Annotated in this window: 27 protein-coding genes; 22 read left to right on the top strand and 5 right to left on the bottom strand. The window is 42.3% G+C overall.

The window, feature by feature from the left end:
* Nucleotides 1-55: 55 nt before the first annotated feature.
* Nucleotides 56-2,080, bottom strand: coding sequence for a MutS-related protein (locus VFW36_RS10380; RefSeq protein ID WP_329658742.1), 2,025 nt, complete (start codon nucleotides 2,078-2,080; stop codon nucleotides 56-58).
* A 143-nt stretch (nucleotides 2,081-2,223) separates the two neighbouring features.
* On the opposite strand from VFW36_RS10380, the gene VFW36_RS10375 reads away from it, so the two are divergent.
* Nucleotides 2,224-2,637 (top strand): PAS domain-containing protein, encoded by a 414-nt coding sequence (locus tag VFW36_RS10375; RefSeq protein WP_329658741.1) that lies wholly within the window; start codon nucleotides 2,224-2,226, stop codon nucleotides 2,635-2,637.
* Between the two features lie 6 nt (nucleotides 2,638-2,643).
* Here VFW36_RS10375 and VFW36_RS10370 read toward each other — a convergent pair whose 3' ends face one another.
* Together VFW36_RS10370 and VFW36_RS10365 are read right to left on the bottom strand one after the other, a co-directional pair.
* The gene (locus VFW36_RS10370; protein ID WP_329658740.1) at nucleotides 2,644-2,931 is read right to left on the bottom strand and encodes a hypothetical protein; all 288 of its coding nucleotides are present in this window, start codon (nucleotides 2,929-2,931) and stop codon (nucleotides 2,644-2,646) included.
* Nucleotides 2,928-4,133 (bottom strand): MFS transporter, encoded by a 1,206-nt coding sequence (locus VFW36_RS10365; protein ID WP_329658739.1) that lies wholly within the window; start codon nucleotides 4,131-4,133, stop codon nucleotides 2,928-2,930. Before VFW36_RS10365 ends, VFW36_RS10370 begins: the two co-directional genes overlap by 4 nt.
* Before the next feature lie 94 nt (nucleotides 4,134-4,227).
* Here VFW36_RS10365 and VFW36_RS10360 point away from each other — a divergent pair, with 94 nt between their 5' ends.
* From VFW36_RS10360 to VFW36_RS10265, 20 genes are all read left to right on the top strand, one after another.
* On the top strand, nucleotides 4,228-4,620 hold the full coding sequence (locus VFW36_RS10360) for a flagellar protein FlaG (protein ID WP_329658738.1): 393 nt from the start codon (nucleotides 4,228-4,230) through the stop codon (nucleotides 4,618-4,620).
* 51 nt (nucleotides 4,621-4,671) lie between these two features.
* Entirely contained in the window at nucleotides 4,672-5,052 is a 381-nt protein-coding gene (gene fliS / locus VFW36_RS10355) for a flagellar export chaperone FliS (RefSeq protein ID WP_329658737.1), read from the top strand.
* Entirely contained in the window at nucleotides 5,033-5,287 is a 255-nt protein-coding gene (locus tag VFW36_RS10350) for a hypothetical protein (protein ID WP_329658736.1), read from the top strand. Before fliS ends, VFW36_RS10350 begins: the two co-directional genes overlap by 20 nt.
* An 86-nt stretch (nucleotides 5,288-5,373) precedes the next feature.
* Nucleotides 5,374-6,591, top strand: a complete 1,218-nt coding sequence (locus VFW36_RS10345; RefSeq protein ID WP_329658735.1) for an argininosuccinate synthase — start codon at nucleotides 5,374-5,376, stop codon at nucleotides 6,589-6,591.
* An 11-nt stretch (nucleotides 6,592-6,602) separates the two neighbouring features.
* A complete protein-coding gene (locus tag VFW36_RS10340) occupies nucleotides 6,603-7,343 on the top strand; it encodes a ferredoxin-thioredoxin reductase catalytic domain-containing protein (RefSeq protein ID WP_329658734.1) in 741 nt (246 codons plus the stop codon).
* 12 nt (nucleotides 7,344-7,355) lie between these two features.
* A complete protein-coding gene (gene rplI / locus VFW36_RS10335) occupies nucleotides 7,356-7,802 on the top strand; it encodes a 50S ribosomal protein L9 (protein WP_329658733.1) in 447 nt (148 codons plus the stop codon).
* 4 nt (nucleotides 7,803-7,806) lie between these two features.
* On the top strand, nucleotides 7,807-8,340 hold the full coding sequence (hslV, locus tag VFW36_RS10330; protein ID WP_329658732.1) for an ATP-dependent protease subunit HslV: 534 nt from the start codon (nucleotides 7,807-7,809) through the stop codon (nucleotides 8,338-8,340).
* Between the two features lie 4 nt (nucleotides 8,341-8,344).
* Complete coding sequence (gene hslU, locus VFW36_RS10325) at nucleotides 8,345-9,646, top strand: ATP-dependent protease ATPase subunit HslU (RefSeq protein ID WP_329658731.1); 1,302 nt, start codon at nucleotides 8,345-8,347, stop codon at nucleotides 9,644-9,646.
* 12 nt (nucleotides 9,647-9,658) lie between these two features.
* The gene (gene era, locus VFW36_RS10320; protein ID WP_329658730.1) at nucleotides 9,659-10,537 is read left to right on the top strand and encodes a GTPase Era; all 879 of its coding nucleotides are present in this window, start codon (nucleotides 9,659-9,661) and stop codon (nucleotides 10,535-10,537) included.
* Complete coding sequence (locus tag VFW36_RS10315) at nucleotides 10,531-11,484, top strand: L,D-transpeptidase family protein (RefSeq protein ID WP_329658729.1); 954 nt, start codon at nucleotides 10,531-10,533, stop codon at nucleotides 11,482-11,484. Before era ends, VFW36_RS10315 begins: the two co-directional genes overlap by 7 nt.
* Nucleotides 11,485-11,487: 3 nt before the next feature.
* A complete protein-coding gene (locus VFW36_RS10310; RefSeq protein ID WP_329658728.1) occupies nucleotides 11,488-12,780 on the top strand; it encodes a M99 family carboxypeptidase catalytic domain-containing protein in 1,293 nt (430 codons plus the stop codon).
* An 8-nt stretch (nucleotides 12,781-12,788) separates the two neighbouring features.
* A complete protein-coding gene (locus tag VFW36_RS10305; RefSeq protein ID WP_329658727.1) occupies nucleotides 12,789-14,327 on the top strand; it encodes a hypothetical protein in 1,539 nt (512 codons plus the stop codon).
* Nucleotides 14,324-14,959 carry a type 4a pilus biogenesis protein PilO gene (gene pilO, locus VFW36_RS10300; protein WP_329658726.1) on the top strand — a complete coding sequence of 212 codons (636 nt, stop codon included), beginning with the start codon at nucleotides 14,324-14,326 and terminating at the stop codon, nucleotides 14,957-14,959. The genes VFW36_RS10305 and pilO overlap by 4 nt, the downstream gene beginning before the upstream one ends.
* Nucleotides 14,956-15,453, top strand: a complete 498-nt coding sequence (locus tag VFW36_RS10295; protein WP_329658725.1) for a hypothetical protein — start codon at nucleotides 14,956-14,958, stop codon at nucleotides 15,451-15,453. Before pilO ends, VFW36_RS10295 begins: the two co-directional genes overlap by 4 nt.
* 9 nt (nucleotides 15,454-15,462) lie before the next feature.
* Complete coding sequence (locus VFW36_RS10290) at nucleotides 15,463-17,208, top strand: secretin N-terminal domain-containing protein (RefSeq protein WP_329658724.1); 1,746 nt, start codon at nucleotides 15,463-15,465, stop codon at nucleotides 17,206-17,208.
* A 3-nt stretch (nucleotides 17,209-17,211) separates the two neighbouring features.
* Nucleotides 17,212-18,021 (top strand): ATP-binding protein, encoded by an 810-nt coding sequence (locus VFW36_RS10285; RefSeq protein WP_329658723.1) that lies wholly within the window; start codon nucleotides 17,212-17,214, stop codon nucleotides 18,019-18,021.
* Nucleotides 18,014-18,760, top strand: coding sequence for a CDC27 family protein (locus tag VFW36_RS10280; protein ID WP_329658722.1), 747 nt, complete (start codon nucleotides 18,014-18,016; stop codon nucleotides 18,758-18,760). The genes VFW36_RS10285 and VFW36_RS10280 overlap by 8 nt, the downstream gene beginning before the upstream one ends.
* A complete protein-coding gene (locus VFW36_RS10275) occupies nucleotides 18,757-19,299 on the top strand; it encodes a hypothetical protein (protein WP_329658721.1) in 543 nt (180 codons plus the stop codon). The genes VFW36_RS10280 and VFW36_RS10275 overlap by 4 nt, the downstream gene beginning before the upstream one ends.
* Nucleotides 19,300-19,314: 15 nt before the next feature.
* On the top strand, nucleotides 19,315-21,051 hold the full coding sequence (locus VFW36_RS10270; protein WP_329658720.1) for a GspE/PulE family protein: 1,737 nt from the start codon (nucleotides 19,315-19,317) through the stop codon (nucleotides 21,049-21,051).
* Nucleotides 21,048-22,295 (top strand): type II secretion system F family protein, encoded by a 1,248-nt coding sequence (locus tag VFW36_RS10265; RefSeq protein WP_329658719.1) that lies wholly within the window; start codon nucleotides 21,048-21,050, stop codon nucleotides 22,293-22,295. Before VFW36_RS10270 ends, VFW36_RS10265 begins: the two co-directional genes overlap by 4 nt.
* A 9-nt stretch (nucleotides 22,296-22,304) precedes the next feature.
* On the opposite strand, the gene VFW36_RS10260 is transcribed toward VFW36_RS10265, so the two are convergent.
* Together VFW36_RS10260 and fliW are read right to left on the bottom strand one after the other, a co-directional pair.
* Complete coding sequence (locus tag VFW36_RS10260) at nucleotides 22,305-24,383, bottom strand: ATP-dependent helicase (RefSeq protein WP_329658718.1); 2,079 nt, start codon at nucleotides 24,381-24,383, stop codon at nucleotides 22,305-22,307.
* 35 nt (nucleotides 24,384-24,418) lie between these two features.
* Entirely contained in the window at nucleotides 24,419-24,802 is a 384-nt protein-coding gene (gene fliW, locus VFW36_RS10255) for a flagellar assembly protein FliW (protein ID WP_329658717.1), read from the bottom strand.
* Between the two features lie 98 nt (nucleotides 24,803-24,900).
* On the opposite strand from fliW, the gene VFW36_RS10250 reads away from it, so the two are divergent.
* Nucleotides 24,901-26,384: valine--tRNA ligase (locus VFW36_RS10250; RefSeq protein WP_329658716.1), on the top strand; the 1,484-nt coding region annotated here is incomplete at its 3' end.

Below are 26,384 nucleotides of genomic sequence, written 5' to 3'. Positions count from 1 at the left end.
GGGGTAACACTCGGTGATTCCAAAAGCTGTTTAAATAACTCAATAACGTTCAATGTCAATCCTCTTTTAACTGCGTCTCATATTCCAGACGCAAACCGTTCGGTGTCATTATAAAACCTTGCAGTTTGATTTTGCCTTGTGAAATGGCACGAGTGTGGGTTTCACATAACGGTATAAGATGGTGATGATCTTTTGAACCCGCCATTTTTTGAGGATTCCGAACCAAAGCACCGCAAATGACACATTCGCTTGCCACCACGTCACGGTAGCGTTTGATATACTCTTTTTGATTACCCAGTTCGAGAACATCGTACTCTTTTGCCAATTTTTCGCGAAGCCTCGCGGCATTTTGTAAAAAGCGGGGGTTCATGTGGAGTGATTCGGCAAACTCCAATCCGTACACACTGCTCCCGCGCCCCGATTTGAGTATCCGATCATAAATCAGACGATCACGATCTTCGTCATAACGGACACTCAGATGCAGATGCACCACTTCTCGCAAGCGACTCAGTTCACTAATCATGGAGAGCTGATGCAAATGGGTGGTCATTAAAAACAGGCACCCTTTTTGGGATAATTCCATAATCGTACTCGCGACGATAGAGACCGCAGAGAGGGTTTCGGTACCGTGGCTGATCTCATCCCCCAATACAAGCGACCGTGATGTCGCACGGCTAAAAATGGTGTTCAGCTCCAACATCTCAACCCCGAAGGTGGAGAGCGATTTAGCGACATTATCCCGCGATTGGACACGGGTATAAACTCCGTCAAAAAGGGAAAATTTCATCGCTTTCGCAGGAACAAAAAAACCGCTCTGCGCCAAGGTCACCGCTATCCCGATACTCTTCATCAACGATGATTTCCCGCTGGAGTTGATCCCATAGAGCAAAACACCTCGGATATTGGCGCCATCATGCACCTTGGAATCGAGCATAACGGTGTCGGGATACGGGAGATCGAGAAAATCGCGATCCCCCATCACAATATCATTCGGGACGTAAGCGACGCCTTGTGCTTCCACCAATAAATGGCGCAATCCGCTCATCTGTAAAAAATTCTCTTTGATGGATTCGATGATCGTAGGTCGGATAAGTCCGTATTTTTTGGCATTGAGCGCGGAAGATACCGCCACGTCGATTTGAGCGATCCAATCGATAGTATGACGAACCAGCGGAGTTTGAATCTCCAGCCATTGCCGATCATTCACACGATTGCGCAATTCGATCTCCCACCCCTCCTGTACCAAATTCGCAGAGAGTATCTGGGAAAGATTATGCTTGAGACAATACGTACGGATCTCCGTGATAACGGCAAAAGAATCCAAAAATGTCCCCAACTCATCAGTCTGACGATTTTGAATGTGCCACCATAACAGTTCCATATCGGCGATCAATCGCAATCGATCTTTGAACCACATAGCATGAGGGTTGAGGACTTCGATCCAATCAAACCGCCGATTGAGTTCATAGGGGTCTTTGATCGGTAAAAAGAGGCGAAATCGCCCCAGCCGTTGTCCCATAGGGGTAGAGGTATTCAACAAAAGTTTGGAAATGCTCGGAAGCCTCGAATCAACCGTAATGATTTCAAGCTGTTCCAGCGCATTGTTCCCTAACTCCATCAATGATGATGTATCCAAGAGTGTCGGCATCGCGAAAATACCCATTTCGCTCTTATCCAAATGATCCGCCATCAATGCCAACGCTTGAGCACAGAGAGGTCTGTTTTCAAGACTCAAATGTTCGATCGGACTTAAAAGAGAGTGAATAGCAAACACTTTTTTGAATAAACTATTTTGCGCTTCACTCTCAAAGTGGCGATTATCATACCGGTAATCAAACATCGCAAAATTGTCGATTACCTCATCAAACAACGCCCGCGAAGCAGCCCCGATAACGAGGTGTTGTGCATTCGTAACAAATAACAGATGTAATACCCGATCAATCGCACTGTAAGGATGGGCAGGGTCTGCTTCAATCTCACTAAACCACCCCTTAAGTCCGTAAGGTTCAAACATCGCCAAACCGATCGAATAGCCGTTAGTAGTATGATTAAAAAACAGGGATGCTTGAGCTTCGTGCATTGCGTACCGCCAATATTTTAAATCTATGAAATAGAGTTTATTCATATAATTATACAAAAATGGTTCTCATTTAACTTTTATTTTAGTAATAATCAAGTTATAATCACATTCTTATATTTGAATCTAAGTTTAGGACACGCTTAATGAAACGCCCAACTCCGGTCAACGAAGAAGTATTGTTTGATGGAAGAAGTTTAATTTCTGAAACCGATACAAAAGGTATCATTACCTACGTCAACCGCAAATTTACCGAAATGACACTCTATACCGCAAAAGAAGCAGTTGGACAACCCCATAGTATTTTACGTCACCCTGATATGCCTAAAGCGGGCTTCGAGGGGATGTGGAAAGTGATCGAAAGCGGAAAAATATGGGAAGGATACGTTAAAAATCTTCGTAAAGACGGTAAGTTTTACTGGGTTGTTGTCCACATCGTCCCAAAACTAAATGAAGCCGGAGAGATTATCGGATACATTGCTTCTCGTAAAATGCCTGATCGCAACCGACTCAAAATAGTCGAAGAGCAATACAGAGATTTACTCGCTCAAGAACAATAAATAGCGCTACTCTTTTTTGAGGCGCATCGCAATCTCTTGCATTACAGCAAATAGTTCCTCTTTTGTATCGTATCGAAGTTCAATACGATTTACCGGCACTTCCCCGACCGGATCGACATCACAAATCAATACATACGATTCAAGGGTTATTTGATCCGCTTTTAGCTCCGCCCACTCTAACGAAACCGAAGCACTCTCGCCGCCGGCATGAATCCAAGCAGCAGGGTAGAGGCGTGTAATTTTCAATAGGTCAATTTTGACTCCATTTGCTTCAAATATCATCTCATTCGTCATCCAATATCCTTTAAAACATAGCGCTTTCGTATCCATCTGTAATAGAGAGCGGCTAGAGAGAAAACCGATCCTAAAAGGGTGGTAATCATCCCCAAAGAGAGTCCTAAAACAGCCAAATAGCCGATTAGTAAAGATACCATAGCCCCTACGCCTAAAAAAATCATATCATTATAAGCAATAACCCGCCCGTAAAAATCACTCTGAGTATGATGTTGTAGCAATGTATAAGTATACGACCACAATGTTGTGGTTACAAACCCAACACCGACAGAAGCTACCAAAGAGAGATAAAAATTATCTATAACACTAGCCCAAAAGATAATAGCGACTGATTCTGCGACCAGTAACCATCCTAAACGGGCATTATTAATCCAATGTCCCAATACCATCGGACCAATAACAAGCCCGAATGCACGAGCTGCATTGAGTAGCCCTATGCCAAGAGATACCGCAATAATCTGAGCATAAAAATGTTTTGCCGCCAATGCCACCAATGCATCAAATGCAGTAAAACCGATAATCGCATGAAGTATCATCAGATGTAGAACAATAGGATGGTTCCGTATATAGGTAAATGCTTCTTTCATCATAGTGCTTAATTTGGTACTGTTTTTGGAAAACTCAATCTCTATTTTAATCATAAACGCTAACATAAGGACAATAACAAATAATCCGGCATCGAGTAAAAATGCGGTCGTTGTCCCCACCCAATAAACAACCAATCCGCTTAAAGCCATACCAAATGTATAGGACAAAGACCAAATAATAGAATGGATTTCGTTAGCGGCTTGTAATGATTTCCCCTCTAAGATACGAGGTAATAACGACATTTCAACCGTAAAATGAAAACTTGATGCTCCCATACGGATAAAAACCAAGAGATAAAGAAACCACAGCATATCCACATTATCGATACTAATTAACGAGAGAGTGCACACTATCTCTATTGTCGTCAAAATAATCATTAGTTTTTTAGGATGTATACGATCAAGAATGACACCGCTCAAAGGTGCTTGAAATACTCCGGGTAAAAAATGCAAGGCCGCAACCAGTGCAATCGTCGTTGCATCGGCTCCCATCTGAATCAAAAGGGTGTAGATCGCGACATTACTAAACCATGCTCCAAAATAGGCAAGCAATTGGATTAAAGAGAGACGACGAAGAAGCGGTTCGTTGCGTAAAAGAGTTAAATAACGTTTCATAAGTGCAAGGTTATCACGTGAGTGATTAAAGTTTTTATTTTCACGGACGATTTAGGGTTAGAAATTGCCTCATATTTTTATTAGGAGAATCTCGATGGAAATCTTTCAAACAACCGCGAAGATGCAACAAACACAAAGCGCAGCCCCAAAAAGCAATGCAGATGTTCAAAGCACTCAAAGCGTCCAACAGATCCAAAAAGCACAGATCCAACAAGATCAAGCGGCACAAGCCAATACCGACCAAAAAACGTCAAAAACGACTTCTCAAGAAGAGATGAGTAAATTGATCGATCAACTGAACCAATCGCTGAATCCGTTCAATACCGCATTAAAATTCGGTTTTGATAACTCATCCGATGATTTTTACGTTTCCGTCATTGACACCAAAAGCAACCGTATGCTCCGACGCTTTCCAGTAGAACAAGCGGAACAGCTTTTACCGAAAATACAAGAGGTAAACGGTCTTTTGTTTGATCAAAAGGGGTAATCCCACTCAATAAAAACAAACCATTTATTCGAAAATATCAAAGGAATTTTTATGACTACCAATCTTGCTTACAATACGTATACCCAAAATAATATCGGTGTCGAATCACCGGAAAAATTAATCCAAATGATGTATGAGGGAATTTTGCGTTTCAATATGCAAGCAAAACGTTCCATGAATGATAATAACATTGAACGACGATCCTATTGGATCAACCGTTCAAGCGCCGTCGTGAGTGAATTAATCAATATTTTAGATTACAATCAAGGCGATGTTTCTCATTACTTAGCAGGTCTTTATACTTACCAACTTCGCCTTTTGGTAGAAGCTAACCTCTATAATGACTCTACCAAACTTGATGAAGTCAATCAAGTGTTCAAAGGACTTTTAGAAGCGTGGAAAGAGAGCACTGATGTGGCTAACCAAGCTTAAAACAGCATTGGTACTCGAAGATATTGAGACACTCTCTTCTCTTTTGGACGAGATGCCTCAATTTGAGACGATTGAGCAAATGGAAGAGGCCTCCTATCTGTTAATTCAAACGAAAACTTTGATTGAAAAAAACAAACTTCATACCGCACAAATCTTACAGCAGCTGAAAAACAACCTTAATTTTCTAAAATCTACCCAAACAGAAGCACCCTCTTCCCTAAATCTCAAATTTTAACCCTTTTCTCACCCTTTTTTTGATAAAATCGCGTCATTCACTCTACACCATAGTGGAGTATGGGTATCAATGATAAGGATGCATGTATGAAAAAAGAGGTTAAAAAAGTTGTTCTTGCCTATTCCGGCGGATTGGACACAAGTGTTATTTTAAAATGGCTCCAAGATGAGTACAAATGTGAAGTGGTCACGTTTACCGCTGACATCGGTCAAGGCGAAGAGGTAGAACCGGCTCGTGCGAAAGCGATCAGCCTCGGAATCAAACCTGAGAATATTTACATCGAAGACCTTCGTGAAGAGTTCGTACGTGATTACGTTTTCCCGATGTTTCGTGCTAACGCGATTTATGAGGGCGAATATTTGCTCGGAACCTCAATCGCACGTCCTTTGATCGCAAAACGCCAAGCGGAGATTGCCCGTATTACGGGTGCCGATGCAGTCAGTCACGGTGCTACCGGAAAAGGGAACGACCAAGTCCGTTTTGAAATGGGTTACCTCGGTCAAAACAGTGCTCTTACTATTATCGCTCCGTGGCGCGAATGGGATTTAAACTCGAGAGAAAAACTCCTTGCCTATGCGGCAGAGCACGGGATCAAAATCGAAATGAGCGGTAAAAAATCTCCGTACTCTATGGATGCCAATCTCCTTCATATCTCGTATGAGGGTGGAATTTTGGAAGATCCAGCAGCGGAACCTGAAGAGAGTATGTGGCGTTGGACCGTTTCTCCTGAAAATGCCCCTAATGAAGCGGAGTACATCGAAATCGGTTATGAGAAGGGAGATCCAATCAGCCTAAACGGAAAAGTGCTTTCTCCCGCTGTTATGCTTGAACAACTCAACATCATTGCAGGACGTCACGGAATCGGACGTGCAGACATTGTCGAAAACCGCTTTGTCGGTATGAAAAGCCGTGGATGTTACGAAACTCCGGGCGGAACCATCATGATCAAAGCACACCGTGCTATTGAATCATTGACACTTGACCGTGAAGAAGCACATCTCAAAGATGAGTTGATGCCGCGCTATGCGAAACTAATCTATAACGGATTCTGGTTTGCCCCTGAGCGCGAAATGCTCCAAGCGGCTATCGATAAAACCCAACAAAACGTACGCGGTACGGTACGTTTGAAACTCTACAAAGGGAACGTGATGGTTGTCGGACGCCGTTCGGATCTCTCTTTGTTCAACCCTGAGTACTGTACGTTTGAAGAAGATTCAGTGTACGATCAAAAAGATGCGGGCGGGTTTATCAAACTCAATGCACTCCGTTTTATCATTGCCGGTAAAGCACGCAAAAACAAATAAGGGATTTACCTATGAGCATCATCAAAATAGATATGAATTCGGATGAGTTCCAAGCGGAACTCGAAAAAACGATCAAATTTACCGATAAGGTCATCAATCAGTTCAACTGGTCTTATAACCCTCAAGAAGAGATCAACGAGGGGGTACAACTCGGACTTGCCCGTAATAAAATGATGTACGGCAAACGTTTTTGCCCTTGCTATATGGTTGAAGAAGTGGAGGGAAAATACCAAAGTACCGACAATAGACTCTGCCCTTGTACAACCGCCATCGAAAAAGAGATCCCGACTGAGGGAGTCTGTCACTGCCAAATTTTCTGTACACCGGAGTATGCGGCGGCGATGCGTATGGAAATGGGGATTGAAGAGGTTACCCATCAACACTCCCGCGGCTTGACTAAAGAAGAGTGTGAAATGCTCTTGCACAAAAGCGATCTTGACAGCGATGAGCTTACGGCGTTGTTCGAAGCGCGTGAGCTCGGTATGGTTAAATTCAAAGTAGTCGACGTCCGTGAGTGGATGGAGTGGAAAATGGGACGTATTGAGGGAGCCGATGTTTTGGTTCCGACCAGCAGTTTCTTCCAAACATTGAATGAATCTAAATTAGAGAAAGATGAGCACATCATTGTGTATTGTCACGTAGGAAGCCGAAGTGCCCACTGTCAACGTATTTTGATTGATATGGGATACACCAAAGTTTCCAACCTCGCGCACGGTATTGTCGGCTACAGCGGCCAAATTGTTCGCGGTTAATCAAGGATTAAAATGAAAGTATTATTGACAAAAGATGTCAAAGGGGTCGGTAAAGCCGGTGAGATCAAAGATGTCGCCGACGGGTATGGCAAAAACTTCTTGATCGGCAAAGGGCTCGCTCTTGCGGCGACCAATGAAGTCTTAAAAAAATACGAGTCGGAACAAAAGAAAAAAGCGGCACATGAAGCGGCAGAAATCGAACGGCTCAATGCGATCAAAGCGCAGCTTGCCGATATCAAAGTAACGATTACTAAAAAACTCGGGAACACCGGCCACCTTTTCGGTGCCGTAACCAAAGAAGAGATTTCCGATGCCCTAAAAGCACAACACAACATCGAGATTGATAAAAAAGAGCTCGACGCCAAACACGGGATCAAAACAACCGGATTGCACGATTTGGATCTCAAACTCGGCCATGGAATCCACGCAACACTTCACCTTGAGATCAAAGGGGAGTAAGCGGATGTTTGATGCTACGACTATCCTCGCTTATAAAGGGAAAAACAAAGCCGTTATCGGCGGAGATGGTCAAGTAACATTCGGACAAACCGTACTCAAAAGCAATGCCACCAAAATCAGAACTCTCCATAACGGAGAAGTTTTAGCGGGGTTTGCCGGTTCTACCGCCGATGCGTTTAACCTTTTTGATATGTTCGAAGAGCATTTGGCTCAACGCAAAGGCGAACTTATCAAAGCGGTTATCGATTTTTCCAAAGCGTGGCGAAAAGATAAAGTATTGCGCCGTTTGGAGGCAATGATGATTGTCCTCAATCAAGAGCATATTTTTATTCTGACGGGTAACGGAGATGTCGTTGAGCCCGAAGATAGCGAAATCGCCGCCATCGGAAGCGGCGGAAGCTACGCCATTTCAGCGGCACGTGCGCTGAAAAAGCATACGTCACTGGACGAAGAGACGTTGGTCAAAGAGAGCCTTACCATAGCGGCAGATTTATGCATCTACACCAATCACAATATCAAAACGTTGAGCCTCGGATAAGCCTATGGATATGACACCGCACGAAATCGTCGATTATCTCGATCAACACATCATCGGTCAAAGCGATGCGAAAAAAACCATCGCCCTTGCCCTTCGAACCCGCTATCGCCGTTTGAAACTTGATCCGGTATTGCAAGATGAGATCATGCCGAAAAATATTTTGATGATCGGTTCTACAGGTGTCGGTAAAACCGAAATTGCCCGACGGCTTGCCAAAATGATGCAGTTGCCGTTTATCAAAGTGGAAGCGAGCAAGTACACCGAAGTAGGATTTGTGGGTCGAGATGTCGAATCGATGGTTCGAGATTTGGTCATGACATCACTATCGATGGTAAAAGCCGAACATAATGAACATAACAAAGAGTCCATCGAAAACTATGTGCTTGATACCCTTACTCAAAAACTACTGAGTCTCCCCTCTTCTCATTCACTCAACGAATCAGAGCTCCGAGAACAGGTGCGCAATGGCGAATGGGATGGACATATCGTCGAAATAGAGCTTCAAGCACGAGGCGTTGAATTCAACGATACCAATATGCCCCCTGAAATTGCCCGTGTTCAAGAATCGTTTTCACGAATGTTCTCCATTATGGGCAAAGAGGAGAGTTTCAAAAAGGTTACGGTTGCCGAAGCCAAAGAGATATTACGCCAAGAAGCATCCGAAAAACTCCTCAACCATGATCAAATGAAACATGAGGCACTCAAGCGGGCTGAGGATGGGGGGATCATTTTCCTCGATGAAATCGATAAGATTGCCGTGAGTTCACGAAGCGACGGTCGTAATGACCCAAGCAAAGAGGGGGTACAACGTGATTTGCTCCCAATCGTCGAGGGGAGCATCGTCTCTACCAAACTAGGCTCTATCAAAACCGATCACATCCTTTTTATTGCCGCAGGAGCCTTCCATCTAACAAAACCGAGTGATCTCATCCCCGAATTGCAAGGTCGCTTTCCTCTGCGTGTCGAGCTAGAACCGCTGAATGAAGATGCTCTTTGCTTGATTCTGACTAAACCGAAAAACTCGCTGTTAGAACAATACAAAGCCCTCTTAAGCACCGAAGATGTTACGCTGGGCTTTGAGGATGCCGCTATTCGAGCTATTGCCCATTATGCCCAGATGGCGAATGAAAAAACCGAAGACATCGGAGCACGGCGCCTCCACACCGTTGTTGAAAAAGTATTGGAAGAGATCAGTTTCAATGCCCATCTACATCAAAACAGTACCCTAACCGTTACCGAATCGATGGTGAATACCATTTTATTACCGCTTGTTGAGGATGAAGACCTCGCACGTTATATCCTTTAAAGGCACACACAAATGAATAAAGCAGGTTTCGTCGCTCTCGTAGGACGCCCGAATGCGGGGAAAAGTACCCTAATGAACTGGATCTTGGGTGAAAAAATCGCCCTAGTAAGCCAAAAAGCCAATGCGACTCGCAAACGCTCCAATGCCATCGTCATGCACAATGACGATCAAATTATTTTCGTCGATACCCCGGGGCTTCATCAAGCTGAAAAGCTCCTCAACCAGTATATGCTCGAAGAGGCACTCAAAGCGATCGGAGATTGCGATCTTGTCGTCTATCTCGCTCCTGCGTCCGATAAGACCATCCATTATGAAAAATTTCTGGAGATCAATTCCGATAAGCGTAAACATATCATCGTATTGAGCAAAATCGATCAAATTTCTCAAGCGGAACTCTTGAAAAAAATCGGAGAATACAACCGTTTCAGCGACCATTTTCTAGCCCTTATCCCTATGTCGGTCAATAAAAATGTGGGGAAAAAAGATCTTCTCGATACGATTGTTAAACATCTTGACGAATCCCCATACCTGTATGATCCCGATGATATTACGACAGAGATGATACGTACCATCTACAAAGAGTTTATCCGTGAAGCGATTTTTGATAATATCAGTGATGAAATCCCTTATGAATCCGATGTCATTATTGACAAAATCGATGAAGATGCCCCGGTTGAGCATATCCGAGCGACCATCATTGTCGAAAAAGATTCCCAAAAAGGGATCATTATCGGTAAAGGGGGAGCCGCTATCAAACGGATCGGACAAAATGCTCGTGAAAAAATCGAACGTCTTGCCTCCAAACCGGTCTACCTTGAGCTGTTTGTCTCCGTCAAAAAAGGGTGGACAACCGATAAAAAATTTCTCACTGATTTAGGTTACGAATGGTAAAAGCTTTCTTTGTTTCACTTGTTTGGGCAACCGCCCTATTCTCTTCCGATGTTATTACCTTGTACAAAAGCGGAGGGAAAAAATTATTCGATACCCAAATGAATAACCCCTCCTATTGGACAAATTCTCTTTATAATAAAGATCTCCGTTTCGGCTACTTTGAACGAGCTTTTTCTCTTTTAACGTGCAGTAAAGAAAAAGGTGTCTTAGAGCTTTACACCCCTGATGTCCAAAAACGGTTTTTTCTTAAAAAACGCTACGGTGCCTTTACCGGGAAAAACGCAGGTGATAAATACACCGAAGGTGATTTAAAAACACCTATAGGCATCTATACTCTGGTTGAAAAGAAAAAACGGGTAGATCCGTTTTATGGGCCGATGGCATTCGTCACCTCCTATCCTAACTTATACGATCGTATTCGCGGTAAAAACGGTGATGGGATATGGGTACATGGCGTCCCGTTAAGCGGTACACGTGATCCGTTTACCAAAGGGTGTATTGCGATCAATAACAACGATCTGATACAACTTGATCAATCAATTAATCCATCAAATACTCTCCTTATTATCGATTCTTCCTTGAAACAGGCGGTAAGTCCTACAACCTATTCGGCTATTTTAGCCGGATTGTATCAATGGAAATACGCTTGGACCTATAATGATCTTGAAGCATATTTATCTTCTTATGACCCTTCATTTAGACGATTTGACGGAATGAACTTTACGCAGTTTAAAGCGTATAAAGAGCGAATTTTTAGTAAAAATGAAGATAAATCAATCCTTTTAGATCACCTCAATATCATCCCGTATCCGGGTGAAAAACGTAACCTGTTTTGGGTTACCTTTAATCAGCTTTATGTGAGTGATAGTCATAAATTTGAAGGAGAAAAATCGCTTTTGGTTCGACTTAATCCAAATCAATCGATCTCGATTCTTACGGAAGAATAATTGATGTATTTTTCCGTCCTTCTTTCTTTTTTATTCCTTACGTCCCTCTATGCTCTCCCTTTTAACTTCATTAAAAAAGAGACAGATACCCTCAATTCACCGACATTACTCGTCATTGGAGGGATTCACGGAAATGAACCGGGGGGATATTTCTCATCGGCTATTCTCTCTCGCTATTACACCATTACCGAAGGAAATCTTTGGATCGTACCGGATTTAAATCGACCTAGTATACAACAAAACAACCGTGGTATAAACGGTGATATGAACCGCAAATTTGCGGACATCGATCCGCAAGATCCGGATATCGAAGCCGTACGTGAAATTCAAAAAATCATAACAGAACAACAAGTAGGACTGGTTTTAAATCTTCATGACGGACACGGTTTTTATCGAAAAGAGCATCTCAATACCATATTTAATCCAAACGCTTGGGGACAAACCTGTGTTATCGATCAACGTGCACTTGATGGAGATCACCCCTATGGTAATTTAAATGAAATCGCTTCAAAAGTGAACCAAGAGCTCAACAATGCATTGATTGCGGATCACCATTTTTTTGATGTCCGTAATACCAATACACGCTTTGATGATGAAGCGATGAAACACTCATTGACTTTTTTCGCCGTCTCACACAATAAACCTGCTTTTGCGATCGAAACCAGTAAAAATCTACCCACGCTACACCATAAAGTGTTTTATCAACTTAATGCGATAGAGTGTTACATGAAGCTGATGGGAATTAAATACGAACGAACTTTTGACTTAAATCTCGATACTGTCAAAGTATTATTGGATAATTATGAAAGCGTAACTATTAACAATAATTTTTATTTAAATTTAAATAACTTAAAAAACAGTTTAAGTTTTATTCCGCTACAATCAGATCGAAACGAGTTTACATTTACGCATCCTTTGGGGAGTATTCGAAAAAACAATGAGCAATTTGATATTTTTATCGGTAATCAAAAGATAAGTTCCCTTATCCCAAGTTACAATATTAATGATCTTTGTTCAGACCCGATAACCATTATAGTCGACGGTGAAGTCAAAAATATCACATTTGCTACAGATTTTTTTGTAACTGCCGATTTTAAGGTTATCAATGAGGATGTCAACACTCGGCTTAATATTATCGGTTTTACCCGAAAAGGGGTAAAAGATGAGAGTAATATTCGAGTAAAACTAAGTGATTTAGATTCAAAATATTCGGTCGATACCTCTAATAAGAGTTATCGACTCGAGTTTTACCGGAAAAACCGCTTCTGCGGAATGATTCTGGTACATTTTAAATAGGATAGAGGATGAGTAAAAGCAAACAGCAAACCTATTCAACCATCGTATCGGCGAACCCTTATAAAGGTGATTACTATGGCGGAACATTTAATACCATATCCAAAACATCTTCTCCCTCATTTTCGAAAGAGCAATACGCTGTCTCTTTTTTAAATACCAAAGGGTTTATCTCAACGCTTATCGGAATCAGTAAAAATATTCCGGAAGATGATGTCTACGATGCTTTGGAAAACAAAGTTTATGAAGAGCTTGCATTGGATATGGCTATTGAATACCATATCAAATACATTGAAGCCGTTCATAGAAGCACAGAGGGGGATCGTTACTTTCATGTATTCGTTGTCGACCCGCTTACACTAGAACAAGAATATGCTCCGGTTGTCAATGCTATAAAGTACATTGATCAGATTGTACCTGTACCTCTTTTACTGAAATCTCTTTATGTCAAAGATATTATCGAGACATCGGATATACACTGTTTTATCTATTTTCAAGAAAATGACGCATTTTTCTGTATCTATAATGAACAAGAATTTATTTATGCCAAATCGTTAAAATTTTCACTCAAGCAAATGCATGAACGCTTTTGTGAGCTTTTGGGTGAACAAATAGATCTGGCTCAATTTGAAACTATGCTTGCCGAAGAGGGGCTCAATACCTCGAACCCCGATTATCAAAAAAACCTTATTAAACTTTTTGGTGAAATTTTTCTTCACGTCAGTGATGTCATCACGTATGCAAAAAGAGCATACGACATCAAAAAATTTGACGAAATCTATATCGGTACCGGAGCAGGAAGCGTTCTAGGGTTGGATGAATACGCCCAAACCTATTTAGGTATTAAAACGTCCCCATTTAACTTTGATTACGGCTTCCATACCAACGGTCAAAACATTGATCAAATCCATCAGCTTATGCACCTATACGGAAGACTTGAGGCTGATGAGCGTTACGAGTGTAACTTTACTATTTTTCATCGCCCGCCTCCATTTGCTAAACGTGATAGCGGAAAACTTATTTTAGTCACAGCCGCCGCTTTAGCAGCAGCACTCTTGTATCCGGGTGTCTATTGGGGGCTTTCGTATGTCGAAGAGTTTCGTCATGCCGTTCTGACAAAAGAGTATGAACAGGTTCATAACGAAAAGATTACGCGAGAACAGATCGTGAATCTTAAAATAGCCAATAAAAATGCCGCCCAAAAGCTTTTGGATGAACAAAAAACAGCGTATAAACAAAAACAAGATACCCTTATCCAAGTACATGAGAAAAAAGTCGATTATCCCATGAAAGCTAAGATCATGGCAGATTTTACTCGAAGTTTCAATCAATACCGTGTTCAACTCAAAACCATTAGCTATAGCGAAGATCTAAATGATTCCAAAGTATTCACATTTGGATTAACATCATCAAGTACGCAAGACATTACTGCTCTACTTAAGCATTTAACCGATGCTAAACGTGAGCAATATGATTTTAAACTTGAACTCATCTCTTATGATGAAGAACAAAAATCCTACCTTAGTGAGCTCAAGGCGGTAATCAAATGAAATTACAAATTGAAGACTACCTTTATTCGTTAGATCAATCGTTGTCACAAAAAAGTGACCGTGATAAAATGATGATGTTTATTATGATTTTTGCCTCATTATTTGCTTTTTCTTATCTATTGTTTTGGGACAGTTCAGAAGCAAGTTTTAAAGCTTCACACGAAAAAGCGGTAAACGTAGAAACTGACCTCAATAAAGACAAGCAGTACCTCACGAGCAACCCGCCTGAACGTATCACACAACTGGAGAATGAAACGGTTGAATTAGAGCGCCAACATGCTCTCTATATCCAATACAATACCTATATTAAAGAGCAATTAGAACAAATTTCCTCTTTATATTACGATGAAAAGGTTTGGGGATCATATCTTGATTCCATCTCCCGTTATGCGCGTGATCATAAAGTCAAATTAGCTAAATTTGGAAATACGTTGCAAACGGATAACAGCTCCTTTGGACATGTTTTAGATATAACCATTACGGCTGAAGGTCCCTATAAAAATACCCTGAAATTCATCAATGCTCTCGAACAGAGCCAATTGGTTGTCGATTTGCATGATTTTAACATCACCGCAGATGAAAAGCTCAAAGGGGAGCTTAATATCTCAGTATGGGGGATTGTAAGACAATGAAATACTACATCCTTATAACGTTGTTAAGCACGCTAACTCTTCAAGCCGCCACACCGGTTATCACTTCTCCCACGGCACCGGTCGTTACGACTCAGCCGAAAGAAGATAAAGAACTGGCATGGGTGGATGAGCAAATCACTGCCATTATTCCGACCCGCGTCGGAGTACCGGAGGGATTCATCAATTCTTTGCGCGATCCGATGAAAATGAAAAAAGTCGCTCCACTCGTAACACGCGGCTCAAATCTACTTGCGCCACCGAAGTTGGGGATTTTAACTCAACCGAAGATTATTGAAGAACCGTTGCGGCTTCTTGCTATCATGAACAAATCGGTACTCATTAGTGGGAAATGGTATAAAATCGGAGATAATGTTCGTACATTCTCTCTAAGCGAGATCAAACCCAATTCTGTTTTATTAACCGGGAAAAAAGATCAAAAACTTATTTTGTTTTTAACCAAACAAAATAACAACATTAAAATCATCACGAAATAGGAAAGTATCATGACATCTGTAATTAAACACCATGCACGAGCGTTTATGTTGTCCGTTGCCACGGCTGCCCTCTTGGCACCTGCTCTACAAGCAGACTGTAGCTATGAGCTTTTCAATATCTCATCGGTCAAAGGGACCAGTGTGGGAGAGTTTGTCGATCAAATCAGCGATGAATGCGGAATGAGCGTCGTTGTAACGGATGAACAAGCGGAAGAGGTTTTGAAAAAACCGATGAATAAAACTTTTTTGAAAAATCTCACGATCAATGAAGTGTTAGACCTGATTATTAAAGAGAATAATCTCCAATATACGCTGCAAAACAATGTACTCAAAGTCTCTTATCTCTCAACAAAAACATACAATATAGACTATATTACGACTGAGCGTAAAGGGACCGGAAGTACTAATATCCGACTGAGCTCTAATTCCGGTACAACCGCAGGAGCGAGCGGAACGACAAACAATTCTGCAAGTAATAATGCTTCATCAGAATCCGGAACAAATATCTCAACTGTTGATGAAGTCAGATTTTGGGAAACTTTGGAAAAAGAGATTAAAAGTATCCTAAGCCGTCCTGAAGATGATTATCGACAAAAAGAAAAACTTGCTGTTACCCCCTCTACCGATTCTAAAGAAACGAAAACCGATGAGGTAGAAAAAGATACATTTCATAACATTTATATCAATAAAAGTGCCGGTTTAGTAACGGTTACAGGGACAGGTAAGCAGATTCAACGGCTTGATAGCTATATGGATGATTTACAGAAAAAAATGCAAACCCAAGTCTTAATCGATGTCAAAATGTACAGTGTTGTTTTTACAGACGGATCAACAACAGGGATTGATTGGTCTCAGATTTATAATTTACAAAACTTCAACATAGGGTATAACAAAATCAATTTACAGAATGTCAGTAAATTCACTGATAATAAAACAATAACAGAAGGGACTTATGGGGATAAGGTTCAAGCCTTCGGAATCACAGGAGGTTCTACCGATGCTGCCACAGGAAATTTTTTACCAACCTATGGGATGTACGATATTGCCGGGGCTCGAGCACCTGTCTCCGGAACATCAAAAATGTTTAATATTAGTAATAGTATCAGTATCAATAATTTAATCATGTTTTTGAAAACACAAGGGGATGTTTACGCTATTTCTAACCCAAAAATTTTGACCCTGAACAATCAGCCGGCACTCATAACGGCGGGGACAGAACTGTTTTATAAAACAATCAGCACCTCAACGTTAGCAACGGGAACAACGGGAACAACAGGGACAACAGAGCTAATCAGTTCTGTTTTTTCAGGGGTATTACTCGATATCACCCCTGAAATTTCAAAAGAGGGTACGATAACACTTCGTATCAACCCTTCTGTTTCAGAAACTGCCAGCACAATATCTACTGATAACTCAACACGCACCATGCCGCCGGATTTAAGTCGTCGACAAATTTCTACCGTTGTAACCGTACAAGACGGAAATCGAGTATTATTAGGTGGACTAATCAATCGAAAGTCTTCTAATACCTCAACAAAAGTTCCTCTACTGGGTGATATTCCATTATTAGGTTATATGTTTAAACAAGATGGCGTAAATGAAAAAGTTGAAGAACTTGTTATCATCATTGAACCACACATTGTCAAAAAAGAGAAAGATACCCTTAGTCTTTCGGATTTAGGCTATACTCGTGTTGACAAAGCAATGGCAACCGCTCCGAAAGAAGAAGAGACTAAAAAAGAGGACACTAAATAGCGGATGGAGAATTCCCTTTTCTCGAAGCCCCGTGATCTCTTTTTGGATATAGTCAATCCGCGTGACTATGTCCAAATCGACAGTGTTTCCCATATGTACCAAACCCTAAAAAGTTCGGTGCAAAAACCTCTAAAAATGATCCTTTTATTCGGGAGACCGGGTACAGGAAAAAGTATGCTGCTCCATAAACTGCATCACGACCTTTCCAAACATCAAAAAGTTTTAATGTTCGATATTCCGATTGTAGACGAAGATGATTTCTTACGAGTTTTGGCACAAAGAATTTTCGGTCATTCTCCGCGTGAAGTAATGACGCTCACCCGTTTTTTAGAAATTGCCGAAGCGGTAACGTATGCCGATATACCGATTGTCCTTTTGGATGAAGCACAACTCTACAGTGCTTCACTAATGGAAAAAATTCGTCTAATCTCCGATGCCAGAGCAATAAAGTTTGTTATTACTCTCCATAAAACAGATCAAGAAGATATCATTGCAAAAGAACACTTTCAAACCCGCATTTGGGAAAGCATTGAACTTCAAAATGCTACTGCTGAAGAACTCAAAGTGTATATACAAAAAAAATTGCTAAAAGCGAACTGTTTTGATGTAGCCAATATGTTTAACGACAAAAACATGAAACTAATCACAACGTTGACAAAAGGGAACTATCGAGATACTAATAAACTCCTTTTTTCCCTTTTTAATCTTTATTATTGGTATGAACAAAACAATCCTACCCTCATTAAATACAATGCCTTAAAGAAAAAATGGATCGAAATGGCCGCTATCCATACAGGATTGATCCGTGCTTGATATCCGAAACCTAGAACGCCGTTGGCTCAAATACAAAATTAAATCGTATGCCCCCTATCTCATCGGGGTATCGATCATTCTATTATTGCTGGCTATGCTCCCTTATATTTGGTTTGATTCTGAGAAACCCGTATCTTCACTAAAAACATCGCCGTTGTCATCCGAAACCCCCGTTAAAGTTCCGGAAATGAAATCGAGTACAGAGGCTGCTTCTAATATCATTGAGCCTTCCATGGATTTTGTTCAAACATTTCAACCCTCCGTACCTGAAGCACAAGTAACTCCTGTTGCAATTCCTCAAAGTACAAGACCTCTCCCCCAAGCCGTCCCTGTTCCGAAAGTTTTGCATTTACCCGAATCACCGTCTATAAAAACCCCTCCCCCCGTTATCTCTCCATTATCAGACAATAAAGCATTATCGATGAATCGAAATGAGTCTAAATTGGATATTGACAGTGTAGAACGCCGCTTTAAAGAAACATCCAACCCCAATCTTGGATTATTTGTAGCCCGCTATCATTATGATCACGGCAACTATAACGAAGCGTATAATTTTGCTTTGAAAACCAATAGTATCAATAATAAAATGGATGAAAGCTGGGTTATTTTTTCCAAATCATTGGTAAAACTCGGTAAAACAGAGCAAGCTAAAAAAACATTGCAAGCTTATATTTCCGATTCCAATTCCGAATCAGCGCGCGCATTACTCGATTCCATAGAACGAGGTTCGTTTAAATGAGAGTTTTATTCCTCTTTACGTTGTTATTAACGGTATCTTTAGTAGCGGATTCTAAACAACGGCTCTTTAATCTTTATCAGCAAGGAAACTATCTTCAAGCCTGCAATTTGGGTCATCAAGGTTTTTTATATCATCAATCGGATGAAGCCTATATTTCTTTATACGCCTTTTCATGCCTTAAAGCCGATGTGATAGAGCGTTTGGCAGGTCCCATTGCACTACTGAATCAAACCAAAGAATCACGTATTAATTCCGCCTATTTTTCACTCATTCTAATGCAAAAAAGTCTTCTAATGGAAGCTTTATACGATAACAAATCCTTTCAAAATCTAAAGTTTCCGACCAGTACCCACACCCTTTCAAAAGTATTTGATCTGTATCTCAAAAACCCGCAACCTACCCAAATGGTTAAAGAGTACAAAGACGCATTGGATAGCCGTGTAAGTTATAAACTCTACACAACAGAGATCAATGGACGAAAAAGCATAGCAATCGATGAATACTATGATAAAATATTGTCTCATCATCATGTATATTAAAAAGGGCTAGAGAATATGGATCGCATTACACATGACTTATTAGAAAAGCGCCATATTACCCAACAACAAATCGATCGTCTCACCTCTAGAGGTGTTCAAGATGATACGGTCTTAGAAACCCTGACCAAAGTGGGGGCAGTATCGCTTAACTTTATTAAGCGTTTTATTGTCGAACAAATCCGTTTAGGACGCTACGAACTCTCTATAATTAAAAATTACCATTTTTTAGATGAAACATCGATTCTGACCCATTTAGCCGAAGTTATTGAAGTCCCTTTTATGGATCTTGACTCAATCGATATGGATTATCGCCTTATCGAAAAAATACCCACCGCACAGCTAAAACGCTACAATGCCCTCCCTATTTCACAAGACGATATGTATGTCGTCGTAGTGTTTGCCGATCCGCTCAACTTAGAAGCGCAAGAGTCTATTCAACGTCTGTTCCCAAGAAAATCTGTCAAAATTGCCGTGGCTACCGAAAAACAAATTCAGGCCTATTTGTTCAAAATGGAACTCAAAGACAGTGTCAAAGAACTTGTCACCAATATTCGTAATGAATTACGCAATATCGGTACCATTGAAGAGCAGCAGGAAGCTTCTTCTATTTTACAGCTTATCGATGTTATCCTCAAAGCGTGTATCAAAGGGCGAGCCAGTGATATTCACATCGAACCGACCGAGAGAAACTGTGTCGTTCGCGGACGTATCGACGGTAAATTAGCTGAAGTTTTTATTTTCGACCGAGATATTTATCCCCCTCTCGCTTCACGTATTAAGCTTTTAGCCAACCTCGACATTGCCGAACGTCGAAAACCGCAAGACGGTCGTTTTTCTGCTATCGTCATGGACGCAGAGTTTGACTTTCGTCTCTCTACCCTTCCGATCATATACGGGGAATCGATCGTCATGCGTATTTTGGATAAAGCCAAAGCGCTCGTAAAACTCGAAGACTCCGGTATGGATTCGGAAAGCTACCAAAAACTGATCAAAGGGCTTCAATCACCGTTTGGTATTATTTTGGTCACCGGACCGACGGGAAGCGGTAAAACAACAACCCTATACGGTGCACTCAATGAACTCCGGAATGTCGAAGACAAAGTGATTACGGTTGAAGACCCGGTGGAATACCGTATGAATCTGATCCAACAAGTCCAAGTCAATCCAAAAGTGGGGCTTTCGTTTGCCGATGCTCTCAGATCTATCCTTCGCCAAGACCCCGATAAAATCATGATCGGGGAGATCCGTGACCATGAAACATTGGAAATCGCTATTAAGGCGGCGCTTACAGGGCATTTGGTTATTTCGACCCTTCACACCAATGATGCGATCAGCGCTATTCCCCGTATGTCGGATATGGGAATTGAACCCTACCTCATCAGTGGTGCACTGGTAGCCGTACAAGCGCAACGACTGGTTCGCCGTATTTGCAAGCATTGTAAAAAAGAGATCGATATACCTCAAACCCTACTGCAAGAATACAGTTCGCTCATCCCTCCTCACACCGTTTTTTATGAGGGTGCAGGGTGTAAAGAGTGTAACGGTTCAGGCTATATGGGGCGAGAAATGATTTGTGAGGTATTGCCTATCACCGAAGAGATTTCCAGTATGATCGCCCGCAGTGCTTCCAAAGACGACCTCCTAAAACAAGCTAAAGCCGAAGGATTCGTAGGGATGTTTGAAAACGGAATGGCCAAAGCGGTTCAGGGTATAACGACATTTGATGAAATATTAAGGGTGGCAAAAGGATGAAATACTTTATCGCGACGATTCTCACGAAAGGGAAAAAAACGGAGCAGGGACTTTATGCCGAAAGCAAAAAAGAGGCACTTTACCTAGCCAAAATCAAATATACGGGTATGGTACTCAAAGTCGCTGAAACCGCTCCTCCGCTTGAAGATCAACTCAAACGCTTCAAAGATACCCTTTTCTCTAATGTTCGAAAACGAAAACTCAAACCCGATGCTCTTATCGCCGCTATCCGACAACTCGCGGTAATGACCAATGCCGGTATCTCTATCCATGATTCCCTCAAAGAAATTGCCGATGCGACCACCGATAAAAGCTTGCAAACCGTCTTAGGAACGATAGCCGAAGACATCAATGCCGGACACAGCCTCTCCCAATCAGCCCATAAATTTAGCTATGAACTCGGGAATCTCTCCTTAGCGATGATTGAGTTGGGAGAAAAAACCGGTAATATGGCCGAAGCGCTCCATAAGTTAGCCGATATGCTTGAAGAGATCCGTCGCAATATCATCAAATTCAAAAAAGCGATGGCCTATCCGCGTAACGTCATGATCGCAATGGCAATCGCGTTTACCGTCCTCATCTCCTACGTTGTCCCTCAGTTTAAAGCGATTTTTGAACAATTAGGGGCTGAGTTACCGATGCCGACTAAAATTCTCCTCTTTTTAGAGCATTTGGTGAATACCTACGGGCTCTACGTCTTAGCAGGGATTTTCATATTTTTATTTATCTTTCGCTACATGCTCAATCACAACCGCGAGTTTCGCTACCGATGGCACCAATTCTTGCTCAAAACGTATCTCATCAAAAATATTATTATGTATGCAACGTTGAGCCGGTTTACTTTAGTATTCTCGGAACTGGTTCGTGCCGGTATACCGATTGCCGAAGCGCTAGAGACATCGATTGCGATGATCGATTCGCTCCCTTTGCAAGAGAAACTTATGACCGTACGTCAAACCGTCGAAAAGGGGGGAACCCTCCATAACGGACTTCAAGAAACCGGTTTATTTGAAAACATGATCGTTCAAATGATCTCGGCCGGGGAATCAAGCGGTCAGCTCGATGCTATGATGCAAAAAGTAATGGAGTATTATAAAATGCGCTTTGACGCCATCATCGACGGTCTCTCCGAAGCGATTGAACCTATTATGCTTTTACTCATCGCTTGTATGGTTGTATTATTGGCATTAGGTATTTTCTTGCCGATGTGGAACATGGGTGCAGCCGTTAACGGTCGCCATTAAGAAGAGAGATTAAGCCTCTTCTGTTGAGCCTTTAGCCACCAAAGCGGCATACATCTCATCTTTGGGGATGAGCCCCGCCTCAAATAAAAATTGAGAGGGGACAAAGTTCGTTTTTTTGATTTTATCATACTTCGCATAACTCAAAAAGAGTCGATCTTTTGCTCGTGTCACCGAGACATAAAAAAGCCGACGCTCTTCTTCAATACTTCCGCTTCGAGACATCAGTTTACGGTTCGGAAATCGTCCGTCCATCAAATCGATCACATACACCTCTTGGTATTCCAGCCCTTTGGAGGCATGGATGCTGAGAAGATGCACCCCCTCCCCCTGCGTCAAATCCTGCGAACCTAACACCATCGCATTTAAAAACCGCTCATGATCTTTATAGGGACGGGAGAGTTCAAACAGCAATGTACATTTTCGTCGAATTCTCTCTTGGGACTCACTTTTTGCTTTCTCATCAATAGAACCGTTCTCGGTCATGGCACGACGATGAGACAAGTGTTCAATAACATGTCCGTACAAGTTGGAGAGGGCAATCTTTTGAACCGCTGCTTTTGGTTCTTTAATATCCCTCAATTGACGAAACAGCATAAACAGATCATGCAAAAAGGTAGCCGAGTCTTTGGAAAGTTTGGCATGTTTTAAAATCGGGTTTCCCATAAAATTCGGATCTAATCCCAACTTTGCAAAGCGCCCTGCACTCCCAAGCTCTGCATAATCATCAAATAAACCTAACTGATGATTTAACCGTCGCTTTTCAAACGGATTGCTAATCTCAGAGTCAGGCGAATACAATCCTCGTAAAAAAGAACCTTTCCCCAGTTTTTGCAGGGCGACAAAAAGCTCTTTAGCGATAGCACTTCCTACCCCTTTGGCATAATCAAACAGGTGGATAAATGCCATCATGTCCGATTCATTAACCAACAACGTGTAAATATCCAACAAAGCTTTGATCTCTTTGGAGTCAAAAAAACTCGTCCCTCCGCGTCTACGACATGCGATCCCCATTTCACGCAAGGTCGCCTCGATACCGTCTGCCGATGCGTTATTACGAAAAATGACGGCAATCTCTTCCCTATTGGTAGAAGAATCACCGATTTTTTGGGCGATCCCGTGATACTGGTCAAATAATTCATCATAAATCAAAAGCGAAGGGCTTTGTGCTTCTGCCGTGCGGGTCACTTCAAGGGCTTTAGGGTAGATCCGCTCATTATAGGCGATGACAGTATTGGCGAGTGAGAGGATAGGGACGGTTGAGCGGTAATTTTTGTTGAGGGTATAGACCTTGGCATCAGTGAAATTGGTCGTAAACGAGCCGATAATCGAAATATCCGCACCGTTAAAGGCATAGATACTCTGGTCATAATCCCCCACGCAAAAGAGCGACGGTGGGCGCATGGCATTGATCAATGTCCCCTGAAGGGCATTGGTATCTTGATACTCGTCGATCAATACCTCTTTGTACCCCAAATCACTCTGATGTGCCAGATCGCGCATATGTAAAAGGAGATCATTGAAATTGACAAAGCCGTACTCTTTTTTCAGTGCTTCAAACTCATCGATAATATCGGCATAGATAGCGGCATAAACTGCGTGTTCATCCTGACGGGTCAAAATCCACTCTTCGAAATTCGTATCCAGTTCGGTATTTTGATAGAACGAATATACATCATAGAGATAGTTTGCCCCATACGCTGAGGTCGCGCAATCGATATGGCTGAATGTCCGCTTCTCGTAGACACTGCGAAAAAGGGTTTTCAGTTCACGCGGTTGTTTCAAAACCACCTTCCCCTCTTTTCGTTTGAGCCATCGGTAGCTCACCGCATGAAATGTCCCCGCATCAATCTTAGAAGCGATTTCGCGACCGAAAAATGCCGCGACCCTCTCCACCATCTCCTGCGCCGCTTTGTTGGTAAAGGTGAGGAGCAATATCTCTTCGGGTTTCACGTTTTGAGAGATGAGATAAGCGATACGTCCCACAATCGTCGAGGTTTTCCCCGTACCGGCCGATGCGATAATAAGATTGTGTCCATAGGGAGCGGTTGCGGCGGTATATTGCTGATCGTTGAGGCGGGAGAGTGGCAAGAGGCTCCTTAAAGCCCCTATAATATGAGGCTAGATTATGATTTAAATTTTTTAATCGGTTCAGCATAACCTAAACCGGGATGATTTTTCATATCTAAAACCGCTTGAGCCATAGTCGCGTTGTCTTGATTAAAAATAAGCGGAGCTAGGAAGTTGATGCACGATTCATCGAGCGGATCTTGAATAACGGCGATATTATATACCACTACCTTTGAATCTTCGTTAATGTCGAGTAAAACTCGAATCGAAGTAGGAAGATCAAAAGAGTATTCACGCAAAAGATATGGATTTACGACCGTGAAACTTACATCACTCCCGTCACAACTTTTAAGGGTTGCAAACATCTCATCGATTGGTGTTAACTCAACCTTGGTTACTTGATCAAATCCTAATATCGTTGATTTCACATCATACTGCATGGTTTACCTTTTGATTATTAATACTTAGAATAAAGCAATTAGTGTTCCTCTGAATTTTGGTATAATTCGCGATATTTTCTGTACCCAAGGTTCTAATTATGTCAGCTACCCACTACGATCCCAAAAATATTGAAGAGAACTACTATCCCATCTGGGAAAATCGGGGTTATTTCGAAATCGACGGAAACCAATCCATCGTAAAACCAAATAAACATTTCGCGATCATGATGCCTCCGCCGAACGTTACCGGTCGGCTTCATATCGGACACTCCCTCACCTTTACCCTCCAAGACATCATCGTCCGCTATAAGCGAATGGACGGATACATGACCCTCTGGCAACCGGGAACCGACCATGCGGGGATTGCGACCCAAAACGTCGTGGAAAAACAGCTCCTAGCCGAGGGGAAAACCAAAGAAGAACTCGGACGAGACGCCTTTTTAGAGCGGGTTTGGGCATGGAAAGAAGAGAGCGGCGGGATCATGGTGGGACAACTCCGCAAACTCGGGGTATCTCCTGCATGGAGCCGTGAGCGCTTTACGATGGATGAGGGACTGAAATCCTCGGTTAAAGAGGCATTTGTCCACCTCTACAACCAAAACCTTATCGTTCGTGGAAATTACATGGTCAACTGGTGTACCCATGACGGTGCTTTGAGTGACATCGAAGTAGAACACGAAGAGCACCAAGGGAACTTCTACCACATGCGCTATCCGTTCAGTGACGGCAGCGGTCATATCGTGGTCGCTACCACCCGTCCTGAGACCTATTTCGGCGACACCGCGATCATGGTACACCCTGATGATGAGCGCTACCTCCACCTCATCGGGAAAAGCGTCACTTTGCCGCTTATCAACCGCGACATCAAGATCATCGCCGATAGCCATGTTGATCGTGAATTCGGAACAGGGGTTGTTAAAGTCACCCCAGCACATGATACGAACGACTACGAAGTGGGCAAACGTCACGATCTCGAATTCATCACCGTATTCGATGAAAAAGGGATATTGAATCACCACGCCGGAGAATTCGAAGGGCTAGAGCGTCTCGAAGCACGCGCGGTGATCGTCAAACGTCTCGAAGAGGCAGGATTTATCGAAAAAATCGAAGAGCACACCCACCAAGTAGGGCATTGTTACCGCTGTAAAAATATCGTAGAGCCGTACATCTCCAAACAGTGGTTTGTCCGCAGCGAAGTGGCGCGCGGTTCGATCGATAAAACCAATGCGGGGCTAACTCAATTTTTCCCTCCGCACTGGATCAACAGCTACAACGCGTGGATGGGCGACCTTCGCGACTGGTGTATCTCACGCCAACTCTGGTGGGGACACCGTATTCCGGTATTTTACTGCAATGATTGTAACCATGAGTGGGCGAGTTTGGAAGAAAATCCGACCGCATGCCCTCATTGTTCTAGTAAAAATTTCACCCAAGATCCTGACGTTCTTGATACGTGGTTCAGCTCCGCACTTTGGCCGTTTTCGACTCTGGGCTGGGGGAACGGCGACACGGCAGGCGATCAACTCTTCCAAAGCGAAGATATGGCTCGCTTTTATCCGAATACCCTCCTCATCACCGGATT

Origin of the sequence: Sulfuricurvum sp. (assembly GCF_036279695.1) — a bacterium.
Lineage (GTDB): Bacteria > Campylobacterota > Campylobacteria > Campylobacterales > Sulfurimonadaceae > Sulfuricurvum.
Note: the sequence above shows the minus strand (reverse complement) of the source record. Positions and strands in the feature narration are given on the sequence as shown.